The following is a 23,744-nucleotide window of genomic DNA, read 5'->3' on the forward strand; positions in this document are numbered from 1 at the left end:
TTCGCATTAAATGAAATAGCGAATAAATATTTATTTTATATGGAAGGGAAGTGGAATTATTGGCTTTTGTACAAACATATACGAAAACGGACTCTTTATTTATGGCGCACACAGGGAATACAGTTGGCATGCGTGGTATTACAACAGCGACGGCTTATCAGTACAATGCATTAATAACAAGAGATACAAGTTTAAGCTTTGCAGGAGTTCCTTCTTCGGCAGATCCATTAACTTTTGCAGGAACGACAAATGATTGGGCATTAAATGGTTCTTGGGCAAGGCTTAATCCTTCAGTAACAGATGTACCAGCAACAGCAACTGTAGATTTTGCTATGTTAGTTTGGCAAGGAACATTGAGTGCAACTGTGACAGAAACTGTAGTAAATAACAACATACCTACTTTACAAACACCGGATGGGGTCACTCATACAATTACGAGTGTTTCTGCATGGGGAGAGACGAGATCAAGTGGAACATTTCAAGGCACCATTTATACACGTGCTGCAAATGTAACAAGTATTTTGCAAGGACTTTCAAACCGAGCGACAGGAGATTATTTTGTAGAAAGAATACCAACAGCAAATCCTCCGACGCAAGGGACAGGAGTAGGATGGGCATTAATTGTTGTGTATCGTGATAATTCATATCCTGTTAGGAATGTTAGTTTATATACTGGTTTACTCATTTCTACATTGGGTGAGACAGCGACGATTTCAAATTTCATCACTCCATCTGTAGCACCGGTTAATGCTCGTGTATTTACAATGGCGATTAATGGTGATACAGATGCAACGGGTGACAATTTTAATTTAAATGGTACGGGGCTTTCGGGGCCAAATAATGTAATAAACAACTTTTTTGCTTCACAGGTAAATAATTATTTAGGAAATTTAAATACAGTCGGAAGTTTTGGGGATAGAAATATGCCAATTGGTACTTCTGCGACTAACCGTCGTGCGGAATTTGATGTGACAAATGTTCCTGCAAATGGCGTGTTAACAGCTGGATCTACTTCTACTACCGTGAATATCCCAAATACATTTGATTATATTTACGCTGGTGCTGTCGGTTTACAAATAGACTTAGCAGAGGCTAGATTAACAGCTGTAAAATCAGTAACTGTAAGTTAAAAAGATTGCTATAACTTAGCAATCTTTTTTATGAGGGATATTTTGATAGTAAAGATTGATAGTTAGAATAATCAATCTTTTTTTCTTGTAGTTTTTTAATTAAAAATTTATGATCACGCTTTGGTGTGGCAATGATATATCCTTTAATAATTAAGTCTTGTGTAATTTGAGAGGCATTTTCTTGTAATGCTAGTTCACCGATTTTTCCAGCGATCTTTGATTTTGCAACATCGCGAAATAGTTCTGGAACAGGGCTTACAAGCTCTTCTAACAATTGTTTTTGTTCGTCAGCCCATAAATGTCTCGTTTTATTTATGTAGTGTTCTTCCCAATCCAAAATGGACATGCCGTCTTCTTTTGGTAATCGTTTTAAAAATTTTCTGAACATAAAGTATCCACCGATAGACATAAGCCCTAATAAAATAACCGTCCATAATACAATGAACCAACTGAACCATCCTTCGAGCAAGCATATCCCCCCTTAATGATAGCGGTTTTCTTTTATTCATATTATATACAGTGAGATTCATAGAAAGCAAGAACGCTTGGTCATTTTGACCAAGCGTTATAGTTTAAACGAAGTATAGTTGTTCAACACATAAATTATTATTATCGTCTTCAACATACTCAATAATAAGTGTGCCAACTTTACGATCTTTATCTTCAGTTGTGAAAATAGAGTAAGAAGTAAAACGTGTTTTTGATAGGCCACTTATATGTGTAGGTAAAGAAATGTAGTCGTTATCGCGGAAGAATTCCATCAGTTCAATATCCTCAAATTCTTTTCGGTCAACTTGTTTGTTTGTATAGCGGCGTTGAAGTTGTTTTAAAGACTCATTCCAAGAAATTGCTTTTGTATCGTATACCATTGTCTTATCTCCTTACTGTATGTAATCATTAAGAACATACGTTCTAAACTAGTATACTCTTTTTATTAGAAAAGGGAAAGCAAAAAATAATGTAAGCTTGGATTTCCAAGCTTACATTATTGATGCGTCCGTCATAATCTCTATTTTTTATTATAAGTTACATAAGAATAAGAAACAAGATGATATATATTTTGTTGATAGTTTTCAAGATTCTGTATATTATAGTTTTACTAAAGCGCAAGGGAATGAGAGGAATGGCATATGTAATTTCACTCCAAGGACCGATGGCAAGCGGAAAAACGACATTGGCTAAAAGGTTAGAGCGATATGGGTTTTCAGTTATATATGAAAATCCTTATCCAATTGTAGAAAAGCGAAAGCGATTAAAGTTGGATATGAATTCAAAAGAAGGGTTTATAGCAAATCAAAAAATGTTTATAGAAGCTAAAATAAAAGATTTTCAAAATGCAAAAGGTTCAGTCGTGATTTTTGATCGTGGGCCAGAAGACATCGAATTTTATACACTTTTTTACCCAATGGTTATAGGGAAAGAGTGGGATATAGAAATTGAATTGAAAGATGAATTATATAAATTAAGAGAATGCCGTTCGGATGCTATTTTTTATTTGGATGTATCGGAAAGTAATTTATATGATAGAAAAAATAATGATAGAACAAGAAACAGAAGTACATTTGAGGAGCAATTTAAATTAGTAGAAACTGAAAAAGACTGGTATAAACAATTTCCTGTAACTTATGTGGACACGAATAGATTAATAGTGGACGATTTAGAGGTATATTTTATGGATTGGTTAAAGGAGAGAGGGCTATGAAAAAAATACTTTTATTTGTATACCCAACATTTGCAGAGTTTGAAATAACAGTAGCAACGGCATTGCTGAAAAATAAATATGAAATCATTACAGCGGGCTTAACGAATGAATTGGTTATAAGTGAAACTGGGTTGCAAGTGCAGCCACATATAGAAGTAAGTGAAGTACGTGTAGATGAGTATGAGGGGATACTTATTCCAGGTGGAGAAGAAGTACAGTTGGAAGATGCAAAACCTCTTTTTTCAATCATTCGTCAATTTCATGAACAAGAAAAATTAGTGGCGGCAATTTGTGCTGGACCGTATGCGCTAGCAAAAGCAGGGTTATTTAAAGAGATTTCTTATACTGCGACTATAGATTATCAAAAATTCGATTGTTTTCCAGTAGAAAATTTCGTGTATGAAGAAGTTGTGCAACACTCAAATATTATTACAGCACAAGGGCATGCATTTGTACCATTTGGAATAGCAATTGCCTCTTATTTTGGAGTGGCAGACGAACATAATACAGATTTTTATTGTGGTAAAGGTAATGTAGTAATGGAGAAACTTTTACGAGAAAACGTGTAAAAGCTAGCAAACGCTAGCTTTTTTCTTTTTTACACCGATAAATTACTAACGTTTTTGGATCGCGCCATATACCGTTATGGAGCGATAATTCCTTGTTGATTTCTTCTGTTAGCCATTCTTTCATCTCGGCTTGAAGATACATATTATCGGGTATATTTAGCGATGGAAACATGCTGGAAATATAGTTTACTATTGGGGTAGCATGATGAAAAACGAGCGCATTATGAATAACTGTTTCTTCAACCGTTGGAAAAGCAGATGCTACTATCTCTTTACCATTTTCTAAACAAAACGGAGAGACTGCTGGTGATGTTTTCGGTAGATCAAATGCGTCAAGCATGTTGTTACACATTTCAACTATACGAGGTAAGGAAACTTTAGAATTTGTTGTAGCTAAAAGTGTTCCGCCAGGACGAATGACTTTATAAAAGCCTTGAATTGTTTTTTCAACATCTTTCACATGGTATAACATATGTCTTGCAATTATTAGGTCATAACAATTTGTTTCGAAAGGAAGTTTACTAGCATCCCCTCGTTTCCATTCTATTAAGTTATTTATTTTAACAGCTTCAGCAAGCATAGCTTCGGATTGATCAAACCCGGTTAATGGGCCTTTATGACCATTTGTTTGTAAAAGGGAAAGGAATTTTCCACTAGCGCACCCAACCTCTAATATGTTTTCATCCCCTTGAAGGTGTAAATGTTCAATGACAATCTTATCTAAATCTACGTGTTTTTCTTCGTAATGTGTATGTGTGTCGATGCGTGTTTGTAAATGGTTGCTAACGTTATATTGTCGTTTTACATCATTCATTTTGTCACATTCCACCTTTGTGCAAAATTGTTGGATTGCATGTGTTAATACATCTGTTTTCTTTAAACCTTCGTAATGGAGTGCTGATTCAAACCTTTCAAGTAATTTCTCTTCAATTCGAAAATGAATATCTTTTCGTTTTGTCACTGAAATTTCGCTCCTTTGCATCTGTTAGTGAGACTATAGCACGTCTGGAAATTTTGTGTAAATCATTTGTGTACACAAAATTAGGGGGATGAAAAAAATGTTTGAATATGATTTTAAACTATTGACGATTTAACCGTTTTCATATATTCTTAAATTAAGTAATATTCAAATAATTCAAAAGAAATGAGAGAGTCACATGCTTCTTCAAGGAACACATCGAATTGGTCGTATGGCCATGCTGTTGGCACTTGCGGATGAGAATGAAAGTCCTGTATTATCCATTCCAAAAGGTTGGAAGTATTGTACGGGGAAAGTGGGTTCGATGAATTCGCAAAAGGTTGTCGCAGCAATGGAAACAGCGGCTAAAAGCAACCAAGTTATTGAAACAGACGTTTACAGAGAAACACATGCACTTTATCATGCAATTATGGAAGCTTTGTACGGAGTGACGAGAGGTCAAATTCAGTTAGCAGACGTTCTTCGTACAGTAGGACTTCGTTTTGCGATTGTGCGCGGTACACCATACGACGGGAAAAAAGAAGGCGAATGGGTTGCTGTTGCATTATATGGAACGATTGGTGCACCTGTAAAAGGATCTGAGCATGAGGCGATTGGTTTAGGAATTAATCACATATGATTTGCCCATAGTCTATTAGTTAGAAGGGGGCCTTACTTTTTTAGGACAGAAGTCTGTCTTAAAAAGATAAGGTCCCCTTTTGCCTTTTTAAGGAGGAAAAATGATGATTACGTTAACAGGACATACATTGACAGTTGAAGAAATGAAGAGGTTATTACTGGAAGGAGAAGGTGTAACAGCTTGTCCAACTAGTATGCAAAAGGTAGCGGAGTGCCGTGAAGTAGTTGAGAAAATTGTAGAGGACGGAAAAGTCGTTTACGGTATTACAACTGGATTTGGAAAGTTTAGTGATGTGCTTATCCAAAAAGATGATGTAAAGGCACTTCAACATAATTTAATACAGTCACATGCATGTGGAATTGGTGATCCATTCCCGGAAGAAGTATCGCGCGGAATGTTAATTTTACGAGCGAACACGATGCTTAAAGGAGTATCAGGCGTAAGGCCGCTCGTTGTAAATATGCTTCTTGAGTTTGTAAATCGTAAAATTCATCCAGTCGTTCCGCAACAAGGTTCACTTGGTGCAAGTGGAGATTTAGCACCTTTATCTCATCTTGCGCTCGTATTATTAGGCGAAGGTGAAGTGTTCTATAAAGGGAAACGCGTTCATGCAATGGTTGCTCTTACAGAAGAAGGGCTTGAGCCAATTGAACTTGAAGCGAAAGAAGGTCTTGCGTTAATTAATGGTACGCAGGCGATGACAGCACAAGGAGTTCTTTCTTATATAGAAGCAGAAGCAACGGCGTATCAAGCTGAACTAATTGCTTCGATGACAATTGAAGGGTTACAAGGCATTATTGATGCATTTGATGAAAATGTTCATAAAGCACGTGGTTATAAAGAGCAAGTGGATGTAGCAAGCAGAATTCGTGACATTCTTCATGATAGTAAGTTAACAACAAAACAAGGAGAACTACGTGTACAGGATGCCTATTCACTTCGTTGTATCCCGCAAGTACACGGTGCTTCTTGGCAAGTTTTGAATTATGTGAAAGAAAAATTAGAAATTGAAATGAATGCCGCAACAGATAATCCGCTAATCTTTGATGGCGGGGAAAAAGTAATTTCAGGTGGTAATTTCCATGGTCAACCGATTGCGTTTGCGATGGACTTCTTAAAAGTAGGAATGGCGGAACTTGCAAACATTTCAGAGCGTCGTATTGAGCGTTTAGTAAATCCGCAGTTAAACGATTTACCACCATTTTTAAGTCCAGAACCAGGACTTCAGTCTGGTGCAATGATTATGCAATATGCTGCAGCGTCGCTAGTTTCTGAAAATAAAACGTTAGCACATCCGGCGAGTGTTGATTCAATCCCGTCATCAGCTAACCAAGAAGATCACGTAAGTATGGGAACAATCGCTTCACGTCATGCACATCAAATTATTCAAAATGTAAGACGTGTTCTTTCAATTGAAATGATTTGTGCGATGCAAGCGGCAGAATATCGCGGAATTGAAAACATGAGTACAGTGACGAAGAGCTTCTACCATCAAGGTCGTCAGCAGGTGCCATCTATTAAAAATGACCGTATATTCTCAACGGATATTGAAAATATTGCGCACTGGTTAAAAACGAATTATTCAATAAAAGAAAGATTAGACGTAAACGCAGCACTATAAAATGAGAAAAGGGAGAGATTGAAATGGAAAAAGTACAACAAACAATTCGCGCGCCAAGAGGTACAGAGTTACAAACGAAAGGGTGGGTGCAAGAAGCTGCACTTCGTATGTTAATGAACAATTTAGATCCGGAAGTTGCTGAAAAACCAGAAGAATTAGTTGTGTATGGCGGAATTGGCCGTGCAGCTCGTAACTGGGAAAGCTATCAGGCGATTGTAGATTCATTAAAAACGTTAGAAAGCGATGAAACGTTACTTGTTCAATCAGGAAAACCAGTTGCTATTTTTAAATCACATGAAGATGCACCTCGCGTTCTGTTAGCGAACTCAAACTTAGTACCAAAATGGGCAAACTGGGATCACTTCCGAGAACTAGAGAAAAAAGGTCTTATGATGTACGGACAAATGACAGCTGGTAGCTGGATTTACATTGGAACACAAGGGATTCTACAAGGAACATATGAAACATTTGGTGAAGCAGCTCGTCAACATTTCGACGGTTCATTAAAAGGTACATTAACACTTACTGCTGGTTTAGGTGGTATGGGTGGTGCACAACCTCTTGCTGTAACGATGAACGGCGGTGTTGTCATTGCTATTGATGTTGATAAGCGCAGCATCGATCGTCGTATTGAAAAGAGATATTGTGACATGTATACAGAATCATTAGAAGAAGCATTAACTGTTGCGAACGAGTATAAAGAGAAGAAAGAACCAATTTCAATTGGCTTGCTAGGAAATGCGGCAGAGATTTTACCAGAACTAGTGAAGCGTGATATTACGCCAGATTTAGTTACAGATCAAACATCTGCTCATGATCCATTAAACGGTTATATTCCAGTAGGTTACACATTAGAAGAAGCAGCGAAACTTCGTGAAAAAGATCCAGAACGTTACGTACAATTATCAAAAGAAAGTATGACAAAACATGTGGAAGCGATGCTTGCGATGCAAGAAAAAGGTGCAATTACATTTGATTATGGAAATAACATTCGCCAAGTTGCTTTCGATGAAGGTTTGAAAAATGCTTTCGATTTCCCAGGATTCGTTCCAGCATTTATTCGTCCATTATTCTGTGAAGGAAAAGGCCCATTCCGCTGGGTAGCACTTTCTGGTGATCCAGAAGATATTTATAAAACAGACGAAGTAATTTTACGTGAGTTCGCTGATAATGAACATTTATGTAACTGGATTCGTATGGCACGTCAACAAGTTGAGTTCCAAGGACTTCCATCACGTATTTGTTGGTTAGGTTACGGTGAGCGTGCGAAATTTGGTCGCATCATTAATGAAATGGTTGCAAATGGTGAATTATCAGCACCGATTGTTATTGGTCGTGACCATTTAGATTGCGGATCAGTAGCATCTCCAAACCGTGAAACAGAAGCGATGAAAGACGGTAGTGATGCAGTAGCTGACTGGCCAATTTTAAATGCATTAATTAATAGTGTAAACGGTGCGAGCTGGGTATCTGTTCACCACGGTGGTGGCGTTGGTATGGGTTATTCACTTCATGCGGGAATGGTTATCGTTGCAGATGGAACAGAAGCAGCAGCAAAACGTATTGAGCGCGTATTAACTTCTGACCCTGGTATGGGTGTTGTTCGTCACGTGGATGCAGGGTATGACTTAGCTGTGGAAACTGCGAAAGAAAAAGGCGTTAATATTCCAATGATGAAATAAGGAGGAGAAAAACATGCTGGACACTTTACTAATAAATATCGGTCAATTGCTAACAATGGATCAAGAAGATGGCTTGTTAAGACGGGAAGCGATGAATACGCTTCCTGTTATCGAAAACGGTGCGGTTGGAATTGAAAATGGTGTAATCACTTTCGTTGGAACAGCAGAAGAAGCAAAAGGACTTCAGGCGAAAGAAGTTATTGATTGTGGCGGGAAAATGGTTTCTCCTGGTCTTGTTGACCCGCATACTCACCTTGTATTTGGTGGATCTCGTGAAAATGAAATTGCACTAAAACTACAAGGAGTTCCGTACTTAGAAATTTTAGAACAAGGCGGAGGTATTCTTTCAACTGTAAATGCAACGAAACAGGCGTCGAAAGAAGAACTTGTTCAAAAAGCGAAATTCCATTTAGACCGTATGCTATCTTTCGGAGTTACAACTGTAGAAGCGAAGAGTGGTTACGGATTAGATGATGAGACAGAATGGAAACAATTAGAGGCAACTGCACAATTACAAAAAGAGCATCCCATCGATTTAGTTTCTACATTTTTAGGTGCTCATGCAGTTCCGAAAGAATATAAAGGTAGATCGAAAGAATTTTTACAATGGATGTTAGACCTACTACCAGAAATGAAGGAGAAGCAATTAGCTGAATTCGTTGATATTTTCTGTGAAACAGGTGTGTTCTCTGTTGAAGAGTCGAAAGAGTTTTTATTAAAAGCGAAAGAGCTTGGCTTTGACGTGAAAATTCATGCAGATGAAATTGATCCTCTTGGTGGTGCGGAAGCAGCGGCTGAAATTGGTGCAGCATCAGCCGACCATTTAGTTGGTGCTTCTGATAAAGGAATTGAAATGCTTGCAAACTCTAATACAGTAGCAACATTATTACCAGGAACAACTTTCTATTTAAATAAAGAAAGCTTTGCTCGTGGTCGTAAAATGATTGATGAAGGTGTTGCAGTTGCGTTAGCTACAGACTTTAACCCAGGTAGCTGTCCAACTGAAAATATTCAGCTTATTATGAGCATTGCGATGCTAAAACTGAAAATGACACCAGAAGAAGTTTGGAATGCCGTAACGGTTAACTCATCATATGCTATTAACCGTGGTGATGTAGCTGGGAAAATTAGAGTTGGTCGTAAGGCAGATTTAGTTTTATGGGATGCTTACAATTATGCTTACGTACCGTATCATTACGGCGTAAGTCATGTGAATACAGTATGGAAGAATGGTAATATTGCATATACAAGAGGTGAACAATCGTGGAGCACGGCCACTATTTAAAGAAAAATGCAAAGTTTATTGATCGTGAAGTGACAAAATGGAGTGAGATGATTAAAGATTGGGAGGAAGGCGTAGAAATATTCGGTGCTGCCTTAATTGGAGCACCCCTTTCTAAACCATCTATTAGTCATTCAGGAGCAAGTTTTGCTCCAAAGACAATTCGTGCGATGTTAGATGCATATAGCACATATGCAATTACAGAAAAACACGATATGAAAGAAAGTGTCTTATATGATTGCGGCGATATTACGATGCATGTGACGGATATAAAAGAAAGTCATAAACGAATTGCGGAAACAGTTGGTCATGTAACGAAAGTAAACCCGAACATGATACCAATCGTTCTTGGCGGTGACCACTCGATTAGTTTTCCGAGTATAACAGGTTTTGCAAACAGTAAAGGAAAGGTCGGAATTATTCAATTTGATGCTCATCATGATTTACGTAATTTAGATGATGGAGGCCCGTCAAATGGTACACCATTCCGTAGTTTACTAGAAAATGATGTCATTACAGGGAAACAACTTGTTCAAATTGGAATTCGTAATTTTTCTAATGCACGTGCGTACCATGAATATGCAATAGAGCATGGTGTAACAGTGTATACAATGAAAGACGTACGAGAGCGAGAAATAAAAGATATTATCACGGAAAGTATTGAATTATTAAGAAATCAAGGTGTGACTTCTATTTATATTTCTCTTGATATGGATGTGCTAGACCAAGCGTTTGCACCAGGTTGTCCAGCAATTGGGCCTGGTGGAATGGATAGTACGACTTTACTAGATGCGATTGAATTCCTTGGTAAAGAACCGCTCGTTCAAGGGATGGATATAGTAGAGATTGATCCAACTCTTGATTTCAGAGATATGACGAGTAGAGTAGCAGCGCAAGTGATTATGAGTTTTCTTTTAGCGAGGGAAACGGTTAGTAAGCAAGTTAGTATATAGACGGAAAAGTAGATCTTTATTTATGCCTTAACAAAAACACATCACTACTTAAATGTAGTGATGTGTTTTTGTATTAAAAGAGAATGAATGTGTGTGGAACCGTTAATGGAATTGCGATTTTTATAGTGTATTGTGTAAATTTAATTTCTTGCTTCTGAAGTGTTGACGTGTAAAATAATTTTATGATAAAATAAAAATTTTGCTAAAAAACTAAAAGTATGTTAAGCTTGAGAAGGTTACCATATATGGAGGTGGATTATTTGTTTCAAATTGGCGATAACATTGTTTATCCAATGCAGGGAGCAGGTATAATTAAAGCCATAGAAGAGAAGGAAATCTCAGGAGAAAAACAACAGTATTATGTTATAAAAATGTCGGCTAGTAATATGGAACTAATGATTCCAGCAGGGAGAATATTGAATTCGAATATACGTCCAGTTACGGATATAACCGCATTAGCACACATAATGGATATTTTTCAACATGGGGAATCAGATAGATTACTTACATGGAAACAAAGGTATAAATTGAACACTGATAAAATAAAGACGGGTAAAATGCAAGAAGGTGCTGAAGTTGTGCGTGATTTAATGCGTATACAGAAAGAAAAAGCACTTAATGCAAGCGAAAAGAAGATGTTAGATAACGCATATGAATTTTTGATTAGTGAACTGGGATTAATTGAAGGTATCACAGAAAATCAGATAAAAAGCTTTTGTTAAGGTTCATTACAAATAATGTATTATATCCCAAAAAAAATCTTGAATTTTTTGGGAACATAATTATAGAAAATTTATCATTTCAAAGACATTCAACTCTTTCAAACCACTTTTAGAGCATTACCTCTATTGTTATTACTACAACCAAATCCATTTTTATTTGTTAATTTCATTTATGAATGTTCGAAGTTTAATTGAATACTTCGATAAAATAGTTACTTGATTTTTGCAATCCTGATTCACACTGGCACGGACGAGGAGCCGTAAGGATGAAAGAGAGGTAGGGCTTTCATTGTTTTAGGTATATAAGTTATTATTTTTAGAAGAATACTGAACCATTTTTACTTCTATTGATAAGGTGTTTTTTTTATTAAAGAGATAAACGAATTGACAGCCATATATGGTCAACAAAAAAGGTTTCCTCTTAAGGAAACCTTTTTAATATTATTTATAGCATTTTATTTTTTTGATATTCGAATTTTTTATTGTAAAGTCGTAAAAATTGACGTTACTATCTAAAAGTAAGTATGATGCGATTATAGTAAGATTTTTTAGGGGGAAGAAAAATGACAAGTTCAAGTAATAAAGCAGCGAGTATTTATGAAGGAACAAATGTAAATGCTGGGGGATTTTTTGAAAACGTTGAAGAAACAAAGTTGTTTGATCCAATTCAAGTTGGAGCTTGGCCTCTTCGTAATCGTATAGCGATGGCACCGATGACAAGATGCTTTGCAGATAATGAGACTGGAGTAGTTGGTGCGGATGTAGTGGAGTACTACAGAAAACGTGCTGCGGATGGAATTGGACTAATTATTACAGAAGGAATTGTCATTAGTCCGAGAGCAAAAGGAAACCCAGGAGTACCAGGTATTTATACACAAGAGCAAATCGATTCTTGGAAACCTGTTACAGAGGCGGTACATAAAGAAGGTGGGACGATTATTGCTCAAATATGGCATGTTGGGCGTATGAGTCATCATGAAATAATTGGTGGTCAAATGCCACAAGCACCGTCGGCTATCGCTGCAGAGGGAAATGTTCCACGCTTTCGTAAACCGTTTGATACGCCAGAAGCAATGACGTTAGAAGAAATACAAGAAGTGATCGGGCAATACGCACAAGCTGCGAAAAATGCGATCGAAGCTGGATTTGATGGAGTAGAAATTCACGGTGCACACGGATATTTAATCGATCAATTTACGTATGAGTTTGCGAATAAGCGAACAGATAAATATGGCGGTGATTTAAAACAAAGGTTAACGTTTATGAAAGAAGTAACGGCGGCTGTAATAGAAGCTGTTGGAGCTAATAAAACACTTCTTCGTTTCTCTGCTTTCAAAGGTGATAATCCTACTTATATGTGGGAAAACCCTGAGTTTGCAATTGAAACGTTCATAAATATGTTTAAAGAGGTTGGGTTAACGATGATCCATCCTTCAACGATGAATTATACCCAAGAGATTGCTGACGGAAAGAATTTTCATCAACTAGTAAGAAAATATTGGGATGGTACGATTGTTGGGGTTGGTAATTTAAATCCGAAAGAGGCCGAAGAAGCGTTGCAAGAAGGAACGATTGATGTAGCGGCATTCGGAAGACCGTTAATTGCTAATCCAGACTTTGTTCATCGAATTAAACACGCTGAAAGTTTAGTTGAATATGACGCGAAAGAGCATCTTGCTACGTTAGTATGAATAAAGATAAAAGGAGAGCACATCTAGTGTTCTCCTTTTATTATGGAATTTCATAGGGGGAAGCGGGATGAGTGAAACGCTACTCGTTATTATTAGTATATTACTATTTTTAATGTTGCTTTTAATCGTCTTTTTTATCATTACATTTTTTATAAAAAAACGAACACACCATTCTATTTTAAAATTACATCCGTACTTAGGAAGAATGCGCTACTTACTGGAAAAGATAGGGCCTGAATTTCGACAATATTGGTTTGATCATGATACGGATGGAAAGCCTTTCTCACGTTATGATTTTCAAAGTGTTATGTTTTTAGCGAAATATCGCTCTGAAATACTTGGTTTTGGATCAAAACGAGATTTTGAAGCTTCTGGATATTATATTGCTAATACATTATTTCCGATATTAACTGAGGAATTAAGTGTGAATCTCACGCAAGAGCGGGAAGGTAAAAAGTACGTGATTCATAAAGAAGGGTTATTTTCAAGAAGAGAAAAATTGACAGCGGATACAACGAATCTTTGGCTGTACGAAGAAGATGATGCAATTATAGTCGGTGAGAACCGTAAATATCCGTGGAAGCTACATGGCATGTTTGGTGCATCTGCGACTTCTTACGGTGCGATTGGAGAAAATTATATTTTAGCGAGTGGTTTTGGAGCAAAAATGGCAGGCGGATCGTGGATTAATACGGGTGAAGGTGGCGTTATTCCAGAACATTTACATACAGGAGCGAATATCGTTGCGCAAATTGGTCCAGGGTTATTTGGATACCGTGATGAAGACGGTAATTTTTCAATGGGAAAATTCATGGAGAAAGCGAAAGAAAGTAATATTAGAGCATTCGAATTGAAATTTGGGCAAGGTGCTAAAATACGTGGTGGTCATTTAGAGGGGCAAAAAGTAAATGAGAAAATTGCTTCTGTTCGCAACGTCCGAAAGGGAGAGACGATTAATTCACCGAATCGATTTTCATTTTTAAAGAATGCAGCGGATACACTTTGTTTTATTCAACAGTTGCAAGAAAACAGCGGTAAACCAGTTGGAATGAAAATTGTAATTGGTCAGCAGGAGCCTTTGGAAGATTTAATAAAAACAATGAAAGAACTAAACATTTACCCAGATTTTATTACAATCGACGGTTCAGAAGGCGGGTCAGGGGCAACGTATAAATCGATGGCAGATTATATGGGACTGCCGCTTATTCCAGCATTACTTACATTTATTGATACAGCAAACCATTATGGTGTCCGTAACAAGTTTAAAGTATTTGCATCGGGTAAATTAATCACACCAGATAAAGTGGCGATTGCTTTAGCGATTGGGGCGGATGCTGTAAGTTCAGCCCGTGGATTTATGATGGCAAGCGGCTGTATTATGGCCCTTCAATGTAATTCTGGTCAATGTCCATCTGGTGTAGCCACGACGAATCCGCATTATCAAAAAGCGTTAGATCCGTATGAGAAGAAGTGGCGAGTCATGAATTATATTATTAGTATGAGATATAGTTTATTTTCATTAGCGGCAGCGGCGGGAGTGAAGAGCCCGCGTCATTTAAAGAGAGATCATATTGTATTTAAAGACGAGATGGGGCGGGTAGTTCCTCTCTCAGAATTGTTTCCTACTAGTAAATAGTAAGCTATGTTTAATAGATTAAAAGTCATACATTTGTATGGCTTATTTTTATTAAAAAATAAGGTGTTTAATTATCTGAATATTATTACTTTAATTTCTTGAAAAATCATTGTAATCCACTGGGATAAAGGCGTTTATAAAGGTTTTCACATGTAATGAAAAGTGCTCGTTCACTTGAAAGAACAAAAAATGTTTGTTAAGGTAGGGAACCATAAGCGAAAACAAGAAAATAGAAAAAGTCATTTTTCGAAATTTTGAATGGCTTATGGACTAAGGGAGAGATTTGGTGAAGATTGAAATTATGGTTTCGCTTGCTATTTATATGGCAGGTATGTTGTATATCGGATATTGGTCTTATAAGAAGACATCCGATTTATCAGATTATATGTTAGGCGGGAGGGGACTCGGCCCAGCAGTTACAGCTTTATCAGCTGGTGCTTCTGACATGAGTGGTTGGATGCTAATGGGATTACCTGGTGCGATGTATGCAACAGGATTATCAAGTGTATGGATTGCGATAGGTTTATTAATAGGTGCGTATGCAAACTATTTAATCATTGCCCCGCGTTTACGAACGTATACAGAAGTGGCAAATGATTCAATTACGATTCCAGACTTTTTAGAGAATCGGTTTAAAGATTGTACGAAAATACTTCGTTTTGTCTCCGCTATCGTCATTTTAGTATTTTTCACATTTTATGCGTCGGCTGGTTTAGTTTCAGGTGGACGTTTGTTTGAAAATTCTTTTAACCTTGATTATAAAATTGGTTTATTTGTAACAGTAGGTGTCGTTGTTGCGTATACACTATTTGGTGGCTTTCTAGCCGTAAGTTGGACGGACTTTGTGCAAGGTTGTATTATGTTTATTGCGCTTGTACTAGTGCCAATTGTTGCTTTTACGGATGTCGGTGGTGTAACAGAAACATTTAATACGATTAAACAAGTCGATGCATCGCATTTAGATATGTTTAAAGGGACCACAATACTTGGTATTATTTCATTTTTAGCATGGGGACTTGGGTATTTTGGTCAACCACATATTATTGTCCGCTTTATGGCAATTACCTCTATTAAAGATTTAAAAACTTCTCGTAGAATCGGTATCGGTTGGATGACGATTTCAATTATAGGTGCAATGCTTACTGGTCTAATTGGTATCGCCTATTATGCTAAAAATAATGCGACATTACAAGACCCAGAAATGGTCTTTGTAACATTCTCAAATATTTTATTCCATCCGTATATTACAGGATTTTTATTATCAGCTATTTTGGCTTCGATTATGAGTAGTATTTCCTCACAATTACTTGTTATTTCAAGTGCAGTAACGGAAGACTTTTATAAAACATTTTTCCGTCGTAACGCAAGTGACAAAGAACTTGTATTCATCGGTAGATTATCAGTATTAGTAGTAGCTATAATCGCAGTTGTTTTAGCGTATCATCCAAGTGATACAATTTTAACACTTGTAGGTTATGCTTGGGCTGGATTTGGTTCAGCATTCGGACCGGCCATTTTATTAAGTTTATATTGGAAAAGGACGAACAAGTGGGGTGTTCTTGCAGGTATGATTGTTGGTGCAGTAGTTGTTATAGCATGGGTACAAATTCCAAGTTTAAAAGCAATTATGTATGAAATGGTACCTGGATTCTTCTGTAGTTTATTAACTGTTATCGTTGTAAGTTTATTAACGAAAGAACCCGTTAAGGCAGTTCATCGTGAATTTAATGAGATGGAAGCAGTACTGGAAGAAGAAACGAAATGATTAGCGAAGAGAGTAAACGAAACTGGCGTTTACTCTTTTTTTATTTAAAGTGAAAATAAGGAACTTATTGACAACTAAAAGTAAGTAACTTATAATAAATTTGAGTTCAAGTTAATTTGTACTTCGAATAAAGATTTTAAATGGAATAAATATTTTTTGAAAACTATCTCGAATTTGAGATGAATTGACAAGCTGGAAGTTAATGTGTATTTTTATAATCAATATCTCGAATTCGAGATAAAATTATTATAACGGATTTTACTTTGCAGCATGGACAAAATGAATAATGAATTTAAATGTAAAAGAATTTTTATAATGAAATAAAAAAGGAGTGGAAGAAATGGAAAAGAAAACAATGGGAATCCATCACATTACAGCGATTGTAGGGCATCCACAAGAAAATGTAGACTTTTATGCTGGTGTATTAGGGTTACGTTTAGTGAAACAAACAGTGAATTTTGATGATCCAGGTACGTACCATCTTTATTTTGGAAATGAAGGAGGAAAACCTGGAACAATTATTACGTTTTTCCCATGGGCAGGTGCTCGTCAAGGTATTATTGGGGACGGTCAAGTAGGAATTACGTCTTACGTTGTACCAAAAGGTGCAATGGAGTTTTGGGAAAATAGATTAGAAAAATTCGATGTTTCGTATACGAAAATGACTCGTTTTGGAGAGCAGTATTTAGAATTTGATGATCCGCATGGTTTGCATATAGAATTAGTTGAAAGAGAAGCAGGCGAATTAAATAATTGGAGTTTTGGAGAAGTTACACCAGAAGTAGCAATTAAAGGGTTTGGAGGTGCTGTTCTTTTATCTGCACAGCCTCAAAAAACAGCTGAATTGTTAGAACATATTATGGGTCTTGAGAAAATCGGAGAAGAGGGTGAATTTGTTCGATTCCGTTCTTCTGCTGATATTGGAAATATTATTGATTTGAAATTATCAACAATCGGTCGTGGCCAAATGGGCGTTGGTACAGTTCATCATATAGCTTGGAGAGCGATTGACGATGCTGATCAGCTAGACTGGAAAGAGCATGTGTCGCGTTTTGGATATCACGTAACTCCTGTACAAGATCGAAATTATTTTAACGCGATTTATTTTAGAGAACATGGTGAAATCTTATTTGAAATTGCAACAGATCCTCCTGGTTTCGCTCATGATGAATCGTTAGAGACGATGGGTGAGGAATTAAAGTTACCGGAACAATATGAACAACATAGAAAACAGATTGAACAAACGCTTTTACCATTTGAAGTGAGAAATTTAGATTAAAGTGATTGAAGGGGGGAAAGGATTATGATGAAACATGTTTTTCAAAAAGGAAAAGATACGTCAAAACCAGTGTTATTATTACTTCATGGCACAGGTGGTAATGAATTAGATTTACTACCACTTGCAGAAATAATTGATCCGGAAGCGTCGGTATTAAGCGTTAGGGGAAATGTGTTAGAGAATGGGATGCCGCGTTTCTTCCGCCGATTAGCAGAGGGCATTTTTGATGAAGAGGATTTAATTTTCCGTACGAAGGAATTAAATGAATTTTTAGATGAAGCGGCTAAAGAATATAAATTCGATAGAAACAACATTGTAGCTATCGGTTATTCGAATGGGGCAAATATCGCAGCAAGCTTATTATTCCATTATGAGAATGCATTAAAAGGTGCTGTGCTTCATCACCCAATGGTGCCTAGAAGAGGAATGCAATTAGCAAATTTAGCAGGGAAATCTGTGTTTATTGCTGCTGGGACAAATGACCCAATTTGTTCATCAGCAGAGTCAGAGGAATTGAAGGTACTATTAGAAAATGCAAATGCGAATGTAACAATGCATTGGGAAAATCGAGGGCATCAATTAACGATGGGTGAAGTAGAAAAAGCAAAAGAGTGGTATGACAAAGTATTTTAAAAAAAGAAGCATCTGCTAACGATTAGCAGATGCTTCTTTTTTATTTAAGACTGGATTGCAAGGTGAGATGAAGAAAGTGGTAGCTCAATATCAACAATTGTACCTTTATTTAATTCGCTTGAAATGTGTAATTTACCATGATGTTCTTCAATTATTTTGTAACACATCATTAATCCTAGTCCTGTGCCTTTTTCTTTTAAACTATAAAAAGGTTCGCCTAGACGGGAGATACGATCTTCTGGAATGCCACAACCTTCATCGATAATTCGTATTAAGATGAAATTATTCTCTAATGGTTTTGTTTGGATGAAAATATTTCCGCCATTTGGCATTGCTTCTATCGCATTTTTTAATATGTTTATAAAAACTTGTTTTAATTGGTTACCGTCACATTGAATATCATATACGTAATCAAAATGATCCATGATGATATGAACGCTATGCATAATTGCAGTCGGTAAAATAAATGTAACTACCTCTTCAATTAAAGTTTGTATGTTACAAGTTTGGATAGATAATACTTGTGGCTTAGACATCGCCATAAATTGACTCGTGATGGATTCCATTTGTGAAATCTCACTTAACATAACATCGATATACCATTTTTGCTCCTCATTTATTTCAGGGAGGAGCAACGTTAGAAAACCTTTTAGAGAAGTGAGTGGATTTCGAATTTCATGGGCAATTCCAGCTGTCAGTTGTCCGACTACTGCGAGCTTCTCTGATTTTCGTAGTAACTTTTCAGTTTCTTTTAGCTCAGTAACATCTCTCCCCATCACGATAAGACCTTTGCGAGAACCGTCAGGATGATAAAGCGGGACTTTTGATATACTTAAGATTAGATCGAAATCATCTCTATGTATAATAAATTCCTCGCCATGAAGAATTTGTCTTTGTTGCCATGCTAGTTCATCGATTTCTTCACAATGTAAAAAAGCTTCTCGGTATGCTTCATTATATTGAATGAGTTCGCTATCTTTTTTCCCGTGGTAAGGTACATGATGGAAATTGAAGCAAGAAAGTGCGTAGTCATTTGCCTCAAGCCAGCGCCCTTCATGATCTTTAAATATAACAAACGCAGGCATGGAGTTTACTAATGTACGTAATCTCTTCTCACTTTCTTTTAGCATATTCTCAATTCTTTCTGATTTTTCAAGCGGCTTCATAATAGCATATACGCCAGTAAGACGATTTTGAACAAAAATAGGAACTAGTTTTGTCACAACATCTAATAAGAATCCATTTTTATGATAAATAGATAAGATATACTCTTGTTGATTATCCGCTTCAGTATTCTTTATATTTTGTAATACTTGCTCAGAAATATGGGCTTCTAAAATAGAGGTAATATTTTTCTGTTCTAATTCTAAAGAAGTGTAACCTAATATTCTTTCGGCAGAAGGATTTATATGTAGAATAACTCCTTCTAAATTTAATGAAATAATACTATCAGGATTGTGTTCGAACAGAGATGCGTACATTTCTGTTAATGAACGATCTTGTATATGGTTTCGCAAACGTCTAGAAATGTTCGGATGACGTTTTTTTTGAGTTGGTGAATATTTTTTACGACTCATAATAGTTCCTCCGTACAAATAGCATCTAAAAAGATTTGTCTATTCATAACTATAATATAGATGTAATGTGTATTTCTATAAAAAATGGAAGTTATAGAATGAATTTTGTTTTTTTATTTTTTGTAAGGTGAGTGCAGGATGGTAATAAGGGGAGCTTATATTGTTTTATAAACCTTTTGTAAGTTACAGACGGCTGTTTTCCGTATAACATTAGGGTAGAGGAGGGGGAGAGAAAATGAAAAATTATATTCAAGGGATTGATCACGTGCAAGTAGCTGCACCTGTAGGGTGTGAAGAAGAGGCGCGTGATTTTTATGGGAATACGATTGGTATGGAAGAAATTCCAAAGCCAGAAGAGTTGAAAAAACGAGGTGGATGTTGGTTTAAATGTGGAAATCAAGAAATCCATATTGGTGTCGAGCGGAACTTTACACCAGCTAAAAAGGCTCATCCAGCTTTTTATGTGAATGAAATTAATGAATTTAAGCAAACACTTATAGAGCAAGGTGTTAAAGTGATTGATGATTATGCACGGCCAGATGTAATTCGATTTTACGTGTCAGATCCATTTGGAAACCGAATTGAATTTATGCAAAATAAAGACTAGGTGGATTCCCACCTAGTCTTTAACTTCTTCTGAAAAGTCCTAACACTTCTACAGTTTCTGTAATATTAACGAAAGCATTCGGGTCGATTTCAGAAATTGTTAGTTTCATACTTGCTAATTCTTCACGAGAAACGACGGTCATAAGTACACGCTTTTTCTCGCTTGAATAAGCACCTTCGCCATCAAGTAACGTTATTCCACGTACAACAGTTGAAAGAAGTTGTTTTTTCATTTTTTCTGCTTCATTTGTTACAATCATAAGTGTAACTTTACGATGTTTTGTATGAACAGCATCAATTACTTTACCAGTTACATAAATTGAAAGTAAGCTTGTAAGTGCAACATCCCAGGTGAAGAAGAATCCTGCGATTATTACAACGACTGCATTTAAAATAATAAGGAATCCGCCAAGTTTAATGTCTCGCTTGCGGGATAAAAGCATACCGATAATATCAAATCCACCAGTGGATCCATTACAGTTAAAAACAAGACCAATACCAGCTCCGGCGATTACACCTCCGAAGATAGAAGATAACAATGGATCTGTTGCTACGACTTTTACTGGAACGTAGTATAATGCAACAGATAATACAACTACAGAGACAACTGTGTTAAAAATTACTTTTTTTCCAAGGCCTATGTACCCTAAAATAAGGATAGGTAAGTTTAATACAAAGTTAATAATGCCTGTGTTTACAGGGGTTACAATCCCTAAAATAATAGCAATTCCGCCAATTCCACTACTTAAAATTTTGTGGGGGATAAGGAAAAGATTAAAGGCAACCGCAATAATAATAGAACCGATAATAACACCAAGGAATCTGACCATTTCTTTCCCGTCCTTCACTGAAAAATTCATATTATTTCAAGATTATATATGATATTGAAAGTTTTGGGTAAAAACAGTTTATTTTGGTAAATTAGATTAATCGAAAGAATTTGAGTATTTTATCATTTGAAAGGGGATACAGTTGTGAAGATAAAAACATATCAACAGAAAAGCCCGTTGAAGCAAGAATGTGAGGATTCTTATTTTTGTAATAAAGATAAAAAGATTTATGGTGTATGTGACGGTGCAACACCACTTGTCCCGTTTCGTGATGAAAATGGACATAATGGGGCATACATCGCTTCGCATTTATTTGCAAATTATTTTACTGCATTACGAGAGAATCATAGTTTACAATTTGCAGTTGCCAAAGCAAATGAAGCATTACAAAGCAAAATGTTAGAATATGAAGTAGACACGAGAAAAAAAGAGCATTTGTGGTGCACATGTATCGCGGCAGTTCAAATAGTTGGTGAGAAAATTGAATATGCGCAGCTTGGGGACTGTATGATTGTCGCAACTTTTCAAAATGGAACGATGCAAGTATTAACGAAAGACACAGTTGAAGGAATTAGTAAACGAGCAAAAAGGAAGAGGGAAGAAGATCGTAAGAAAGGTTTATCTGTGCCGGAAGAACCTGTTTTTCAAGATGTTCGAGAACAATTAAAGTACAATCGTTATCTTGCAAATATGCCAAATGGTTACTCAGTTGCAAATGGAATGAAAGAAGCGATACATTATTTACAACATGGTGAATTACATACAGATGAAGTGAGTGGGATTTTTATTTGTTCAGACGGGTTATTTCACCCAGATTGGTCATTAGAACAAACTGTTGCATATATAAGAAAGAATAGTATAAACGAATATATAGCAATTATTGAAGAGCTAGAAGCGGAAAAGAGAATAAGGCCAGATGATAAAACGATTATTATGATTGATTTTTAAGAGGAGGCAGTTCAAATGGAAATTAAACGTGTCAATCTAACATTTCAAGATGAATTAGTTCCTTTAGAAAAAGTAAACAAACTGATTATTCACCATACAGCTGAAGATGGATGGGACGTGTATAAAACGCATGAATTTCATCAAACTGTAAGGGGGTGGAGCGGAATTGGTTACAACTATTTTATCGAAAAGGATGGAACTGTAGTGGAAGGACGAGGTTTACATATTGGAGCGCACGCGAAAGACCATAACCGTCATACAATTGGAATATGTATGACGGGAAATTTCGATAAATACGATCCAACTCCTGCACAAGTGAATGCATTATATTCTTTATGCAAACTGTTTATGAAGCAATTTGCTATAAAGAAAGAAAATATACTCGGTCATAGAGAGTTAGAAGGAGTTACAAAAAGCTGTCCTGGTAATCGTTTTTCTATGGTAGAGTTAAGGAAGATACTATCTTAAATATAGAGGAGTAACAACGATGATGAATATAAAAATACCAAATGATAAAAAAGAAGAACTTGTAGCACAAATTCAGCAATTTTTCATGGAAGAAGATCTAGATGAAATTGGACGTTTCCAAGCAGAGCGTTTAATAGAAGAAATGGTTAAATTAGTTGGACCATTTGCATACAATCAAGCAATTGGAGATGCAAGAAAGCTTGTAAGTGAGAAATTAACGAATATCGAAGAAGATTTATACGTGTTAGAGAAGAATGAAGGAAAATAAAAAAAGAGCCCATCGGCTCTTTTTTTATTTGATTGATAGCAAAAAAACATAGGGAAAACACGGAAAAGACATTGAAAATACACCTTTTATTTTTAGAATATTCTTAGTTTTAAAATACTTCAGAAAGGAAGATTGTAATGAGATTAACGCCAAGAGAAATTGATAAACTGCTAGTAGTTGTTGCGGCTGATTTAGCTTATCGACGAAAGGAGAGGGGGCTTAAGTTAAACTATCCAGAAAGTATCGCTATTATTACGTATGAAATTTTGGAAGGAGCAAGAGATGGTAAAAATGTAGCGGAATTAATGGAACTTGGAAAAAACATTTTAAGTGCTGAAGATGTTATGGATGGTATTGCAGACATGATATCAGATATTCAAGTTGAGGCAACTTTTCCTGATGGAACAAAATTAGTAACTATTCATCAACCAATTCATTAAAGGAAGTGAATGTTATGATTCCAGGGCAATATATCCTTGCGAAAGAAGACATAGTATGTAATGGAAATAAAAAAGCAATGAAAGTCAAAGTGATAAATCAGGGAGATAGACCCATTCAAATTGGATCTCATTACCACTTTTATGAAGTGAATGAGGCGTTAAAATTCAATCGCAGTGTAGCAATTGGACAACATTTAAATATTCCAGCAGGTACAGCGGTAAGATTTGAGCCTGGAGATGAAAAAACGATTGAACTAGTTCCATATTCAGGGGAACAAGAAGTATATGGATTTAAAAATAAAGTGGATGGCGATATTCAATCTTACACAAAAAGAGGGAGATAG

At 36.2% G+C, this 23,744-nt stretch carries 25 protein-coding genes; 20 read left to right on the forward strand and 5 right to left on the reverse strand.

Features of this window, described 5'->3' with window-relative positions; translation table 11 throughout:
* Positions 1–59 precede the first annotated feature (59 nt).
* Positions 60–1,130: a hypothetical protein gene (locus tag ACTFP3_RS08610; RefSeq protein WP_440010051.1), complete on the forward strand. Its 1,071-nt coding sequence runs from the start codon at positions 60–62 to the stop codon at positions 1,128–1,130.
* Between the two features lie 28 nt (positions 1,131–1,158).
* Here ACTFP3_RS08610 and ACTFP3_RS08615 read toward each other — a convergent pair whose 3' ends face one another.
* Positions 1,159–1,599: a DUF2621 domain-containing protein gene (locus ACTFP3_RS08615; protein WP_153582455.1), complete on the reverse strand. Its 441-nt coding sequence runs from the start codon at positions 1,597–1,599 to the stop codon at positions 1,159–1,161.
* A 103-nt stretch (positions 1,600–1,702) separates the two neighbouring features.
* On the reverse strand, positions 1,703–1,999 hold the full coding sequence (locus ACTFP3_RS08620; protein WP_000262400.1) for a hypothetical protein: 297 nt from the start codon (positions 1,997–1,999) through the stop codon (positions 1,703–1,705).
* A gap of 254 nt (positions 2,000–2,253) precedes the next feature.
* On the opposite strand from ACTFP3_RS08620, the gene ACTFP3_RS08625 reads away from it, so the two are divergent.
* Positions 2,254–2,832 carry an AAA family ATPase gene (locus ACTFP3_RS08625; protein ID WP_440010054.1) on the forward strand — a complete coding sequence of 193 codons (579 nt, stop codon included), beginning with the start codon at positions 2,254–2,256 and terminating at the stop codon, positions 2,830–2,832.
* Positions 2,829–3,401 (forward strand): DJ-1/PfpI family protein, encoded by a 573-nt coding sequence (locus tag ACTFP3_RS08630; RefSeq protein WP_049106774.1) that lies wholly within the window; start codon positions 2,829–2,831, stop codon positions 3,399–3,401. Before ACTFP3_RS08625 ends, ACTFP3_RS08630 begins: the two co-directional genes overlap by 4 nt.
* A 13-nt stretch (positions 3,402–3,414) precedes the next feature.
* On the opposite strand, the gene ACTFP3_RS08635 is transcribed toward ACTFP3_RS08630, so the two are convergent.
* Complete coding sequence (locus ACTFP3_RS08635; RefSeq protein WP_000166761.1) at positions 3,415–4,362, reverse strand: class I SAM-dependent methyltransferase; 948 nt, start codon at positions 4,360–4,362, stop codon at positions 3,415–3,417.
* Between the two features lie 196 nt (positions 4,363–4,558).
* Between ACTFP3_RS08635 and hutP the strand changes: the two genes are divergently transcribed.
* The 11 genes from hutP (at position 4,559) to ACTFP3_RS08690 (ending at position 18,263) form a co-directional block, all read left to right on the forward strand.
* The gene (gene hutP / locus ACTFP3_RS08640; RefSeq protein WP_000926516.1) at positions 4,559–4,999 is read left to right on the forward strand and encodes a hut operon transcriptional regulator HutP; all 441 of its coding nucleotides are present in this window, start codon (positions 4,559–4,561) and stop codon (positions 4,997–4,999) included.
* A 103-nt stretch (positions 5,000–5,102) separates the two neighbouring features.
* Entirely contained in the window at positions 5,103–6,620 is a 1,518-nt protein-coding gene (gene hutH / locus ACTFP3_RS08645) for a histidine ammonia-lyase (RefSeq protein WP_000631872.1), read from the forward strand.
* Positions 6,621–6,643: 23 nt separating this feature from the next.
* Entirely contained in the window at positions 6,644–8,302 is a 1,659-nt protein-coding gene (hutU, locus tag ACTFP3_RS08650) for a urocanate hydratase (RefSeq protein WP_000416944.1), read from the forward strand.
* 13 nt (positions 8,303–8,315) lie between these two features.
* Entirely contained in the window at positions 8,316–9,587 is a 1,272-nt protein-coding gene (gene hutI / locus ACTFP3_RS08655) for an imidazolonepropionase (protein WP_000887529.1), read from the forward strand.
* Positions 9,566–10,537, forward strand: coding sequence for a formimidoylglutamase (hutG, locus tag ACTFP3_RS08660; protein ID WP_000399850.1), 972 nt, complete (start codon positions 9,566–9,568; stop codon positions 10,535–10,537). The genes hutI and hutG overlap by 22 nt, the downstream gene beginning before the upstream one ends.
* 260 nt (positions 10,538–10,797) lie before the next feature.
* Complete coding sequence (locus tag ACTFP3_RS08665) at positions 10,798–11,259, forward strand: CarD family transcriptional regulator (RefSeq protein ID WP_170317877.1); 462 nt, start codon at positions 10,798–10,800, stop codon at positions 11,257–11,259.
* 563 nt (positions 11,260–11,822) lie between these two features.
* Positions 11,823–12,950 carry an alkene reductase gene (locus tag ACTFP3_RS08670; RefSeq protein WP_440010059.1) on the forward strand — a complete coding sequence of 376 codons (1,128 nt, stop codon included), beginning with the start codon at positions 11,823–11,825 and terminating at the stop codon, positions 12,948–12,950.
* Positions 12,951–13,017: 67 nt separating this feature from the next.
* Positions 13,018–14,586, forward strand: a complete 1,569-nt coding sequence (locus tag ACTFP3_RS08675; RefSeq protein WP_061457605.1) for an FMN-binding glutamate synthase family protein — start codon at positions 13,018–13,020, stop codon at positions 14,584–14,586.
* 286 nt (positions 14,587–14,872) lie between these two features.
* Positions 14,873–16,351 carry a sodium/proline symporter PutP gene (gene putP / locus ACTFP3_RS08680; RefSeq protein ID WP_326036439.1) on the forward strand — a complete coding sequence of 493 codons (1,479 nt, stop codon included), beginning with the start codon at positions 14,873–14,875 and terminating at the stop codon, positions 16,349–16,351.
* A gap of 340 nt (positions 16,352–16,691) precedes the next feature.
* Positions 16,692–17,630 carry a ring-cleaving dioxygenase gene (locus ACTFP3_RS08685; RefSeq protein WP_000412727.1) on the forward strand — a complete coding sequence of 313 codons (939 nt, stop codon included), beginning with the start codon at positions 16,692–16,694 and terminating at the stop codon, positions 17,628–17,630.
* A gap of 24 nt (positions 17,631–17,654) precedes the next feature.
* Complete coding sequence (locus ACTFP3_RS08690) at positions 17,655–18,263, forward strand: alpha/beta hydrolase (RefSeq protein WP_284996936.1); 609 nt, start codon at positions 17,655–17,657, stop codon at positions 18,261–18,263.
* 44 nt (positions 18,264–18,307) lie between these two features.
* Here ACTFP3_RS08690 and ACTFP3_RS08695 read toward each other — a convergent pair whose 3' ends face one another.
* Positions 18,308–19,840, reverse strand: coding sequence for a BA3702 family sensor histidine kinase (locus tag ACTFP3_RS08695; RefSeq protein WP_149149872.1), 1,533 nt, complete (start codon positions 19,838–19,840; stop codon positions 18,308–18,310).
* 235 nt (positions 19,841–20,075) lie between these two features.
* On the opposite strand from ACTFP3_RS08695, the gene ACTFP3_RS08700 reads away from it, so the two are divergent.
* Entirely contained in the window at positions 20,076–20,447 is a 372-nt protein-coding gene (locus ACTFP3_RS08700; RefSeq protein WP_000800772.1) for a VOC family protein, read from the forward strand.
* 19 nt (positions 20,448–20,466) lie between these two features.
* Here ACTFP3_RS08700 and ACTFP3_RS08705 read toward each other — a convergent pair whose 3' ends face one another.
* Complete coding sequence (locus ACTFP3_RS08705) at positions 20,467–21,276, reverse strand: YitT family protein (protein ID WP_000251344.1); 810 nt, start codon at positions 21,274–21,276, stop codon at positions 20,467–20,469.
* Positions 21,277–21,402: 126 nt separating this feature from the next.
* Between ACTFP3_RS08705 and ACTFP3_RS08710 the strand changes: the two genes are divergently transcribed.
* From ACTFP3_RS08710 to ACTFP3_RS08730, 5 genes are all read left to right on the forward strand, one after another.
* Positions 21,403–22,224: a protein phosphatase 2C domain-containing protein gene (locus ACTFP3_RS08710; protein ID WP_440010066.1), complete on the forward strand. Its 822-nt coding sequence runs from the start codon at positions 21,403–21,405 to the stop codon at positions 22,222–22,224.
* A gap of 15 nt (positions 22,225–22,239) precedes the next feature.
* Positions 22,240–22,692, forward strand: coding sequence for a peptidoglycan recognition protein family protein (locus ACTFP3_RS08715; RefSeq protein ID WP_000403999.1), 453 nt, complete (start codon positions 22,240–22,242; stop codon positions 22,690–22,692).
* 19 nt (positions 22,693–22,711) lie between these two features.
* Entirely contained in the window at positions 22,712–22,960 is a 249-nt protein-coding gene (locus ACTFP3_RS08720; protein WP_440010069.1) for a DUF2164 domain-containing protein, read from the forward strand.
* Positions 22,961–23,097: 137 nt separating this feature from the next.
* Positions 23,098–23,400, forward strand: a complete 303-nt coding sequence (locus ACTFP3_RS08725) for an urease subunit gamma (RefSeq protein ID WP_001241327.1) — start codon at positions 23,098–23,100, stop codon at positions 23,398–23,400.
* 14 nt (positions 23,401–23,414) lie between these two features.
* Entirely contained in the window at positions 23,415–23,744 is a 330-nt protein-coding gene (locus ACTFP3_RS08730) for an urease subunit beta (RefSeq protein ID WP_000612160.1), read from the forward strand.

The sequence above is a fragment of the Bacillus cereus group sp. MYBK5-2 genome, from assembly GCF_051915685.1.
GTDB classification, from domain to species: domain Bacteria; phylum Bacillota; class Bacilli; order Bacillales; family Bacillaceae_G; genus Bacillus_A; species Bacillus_A cereus.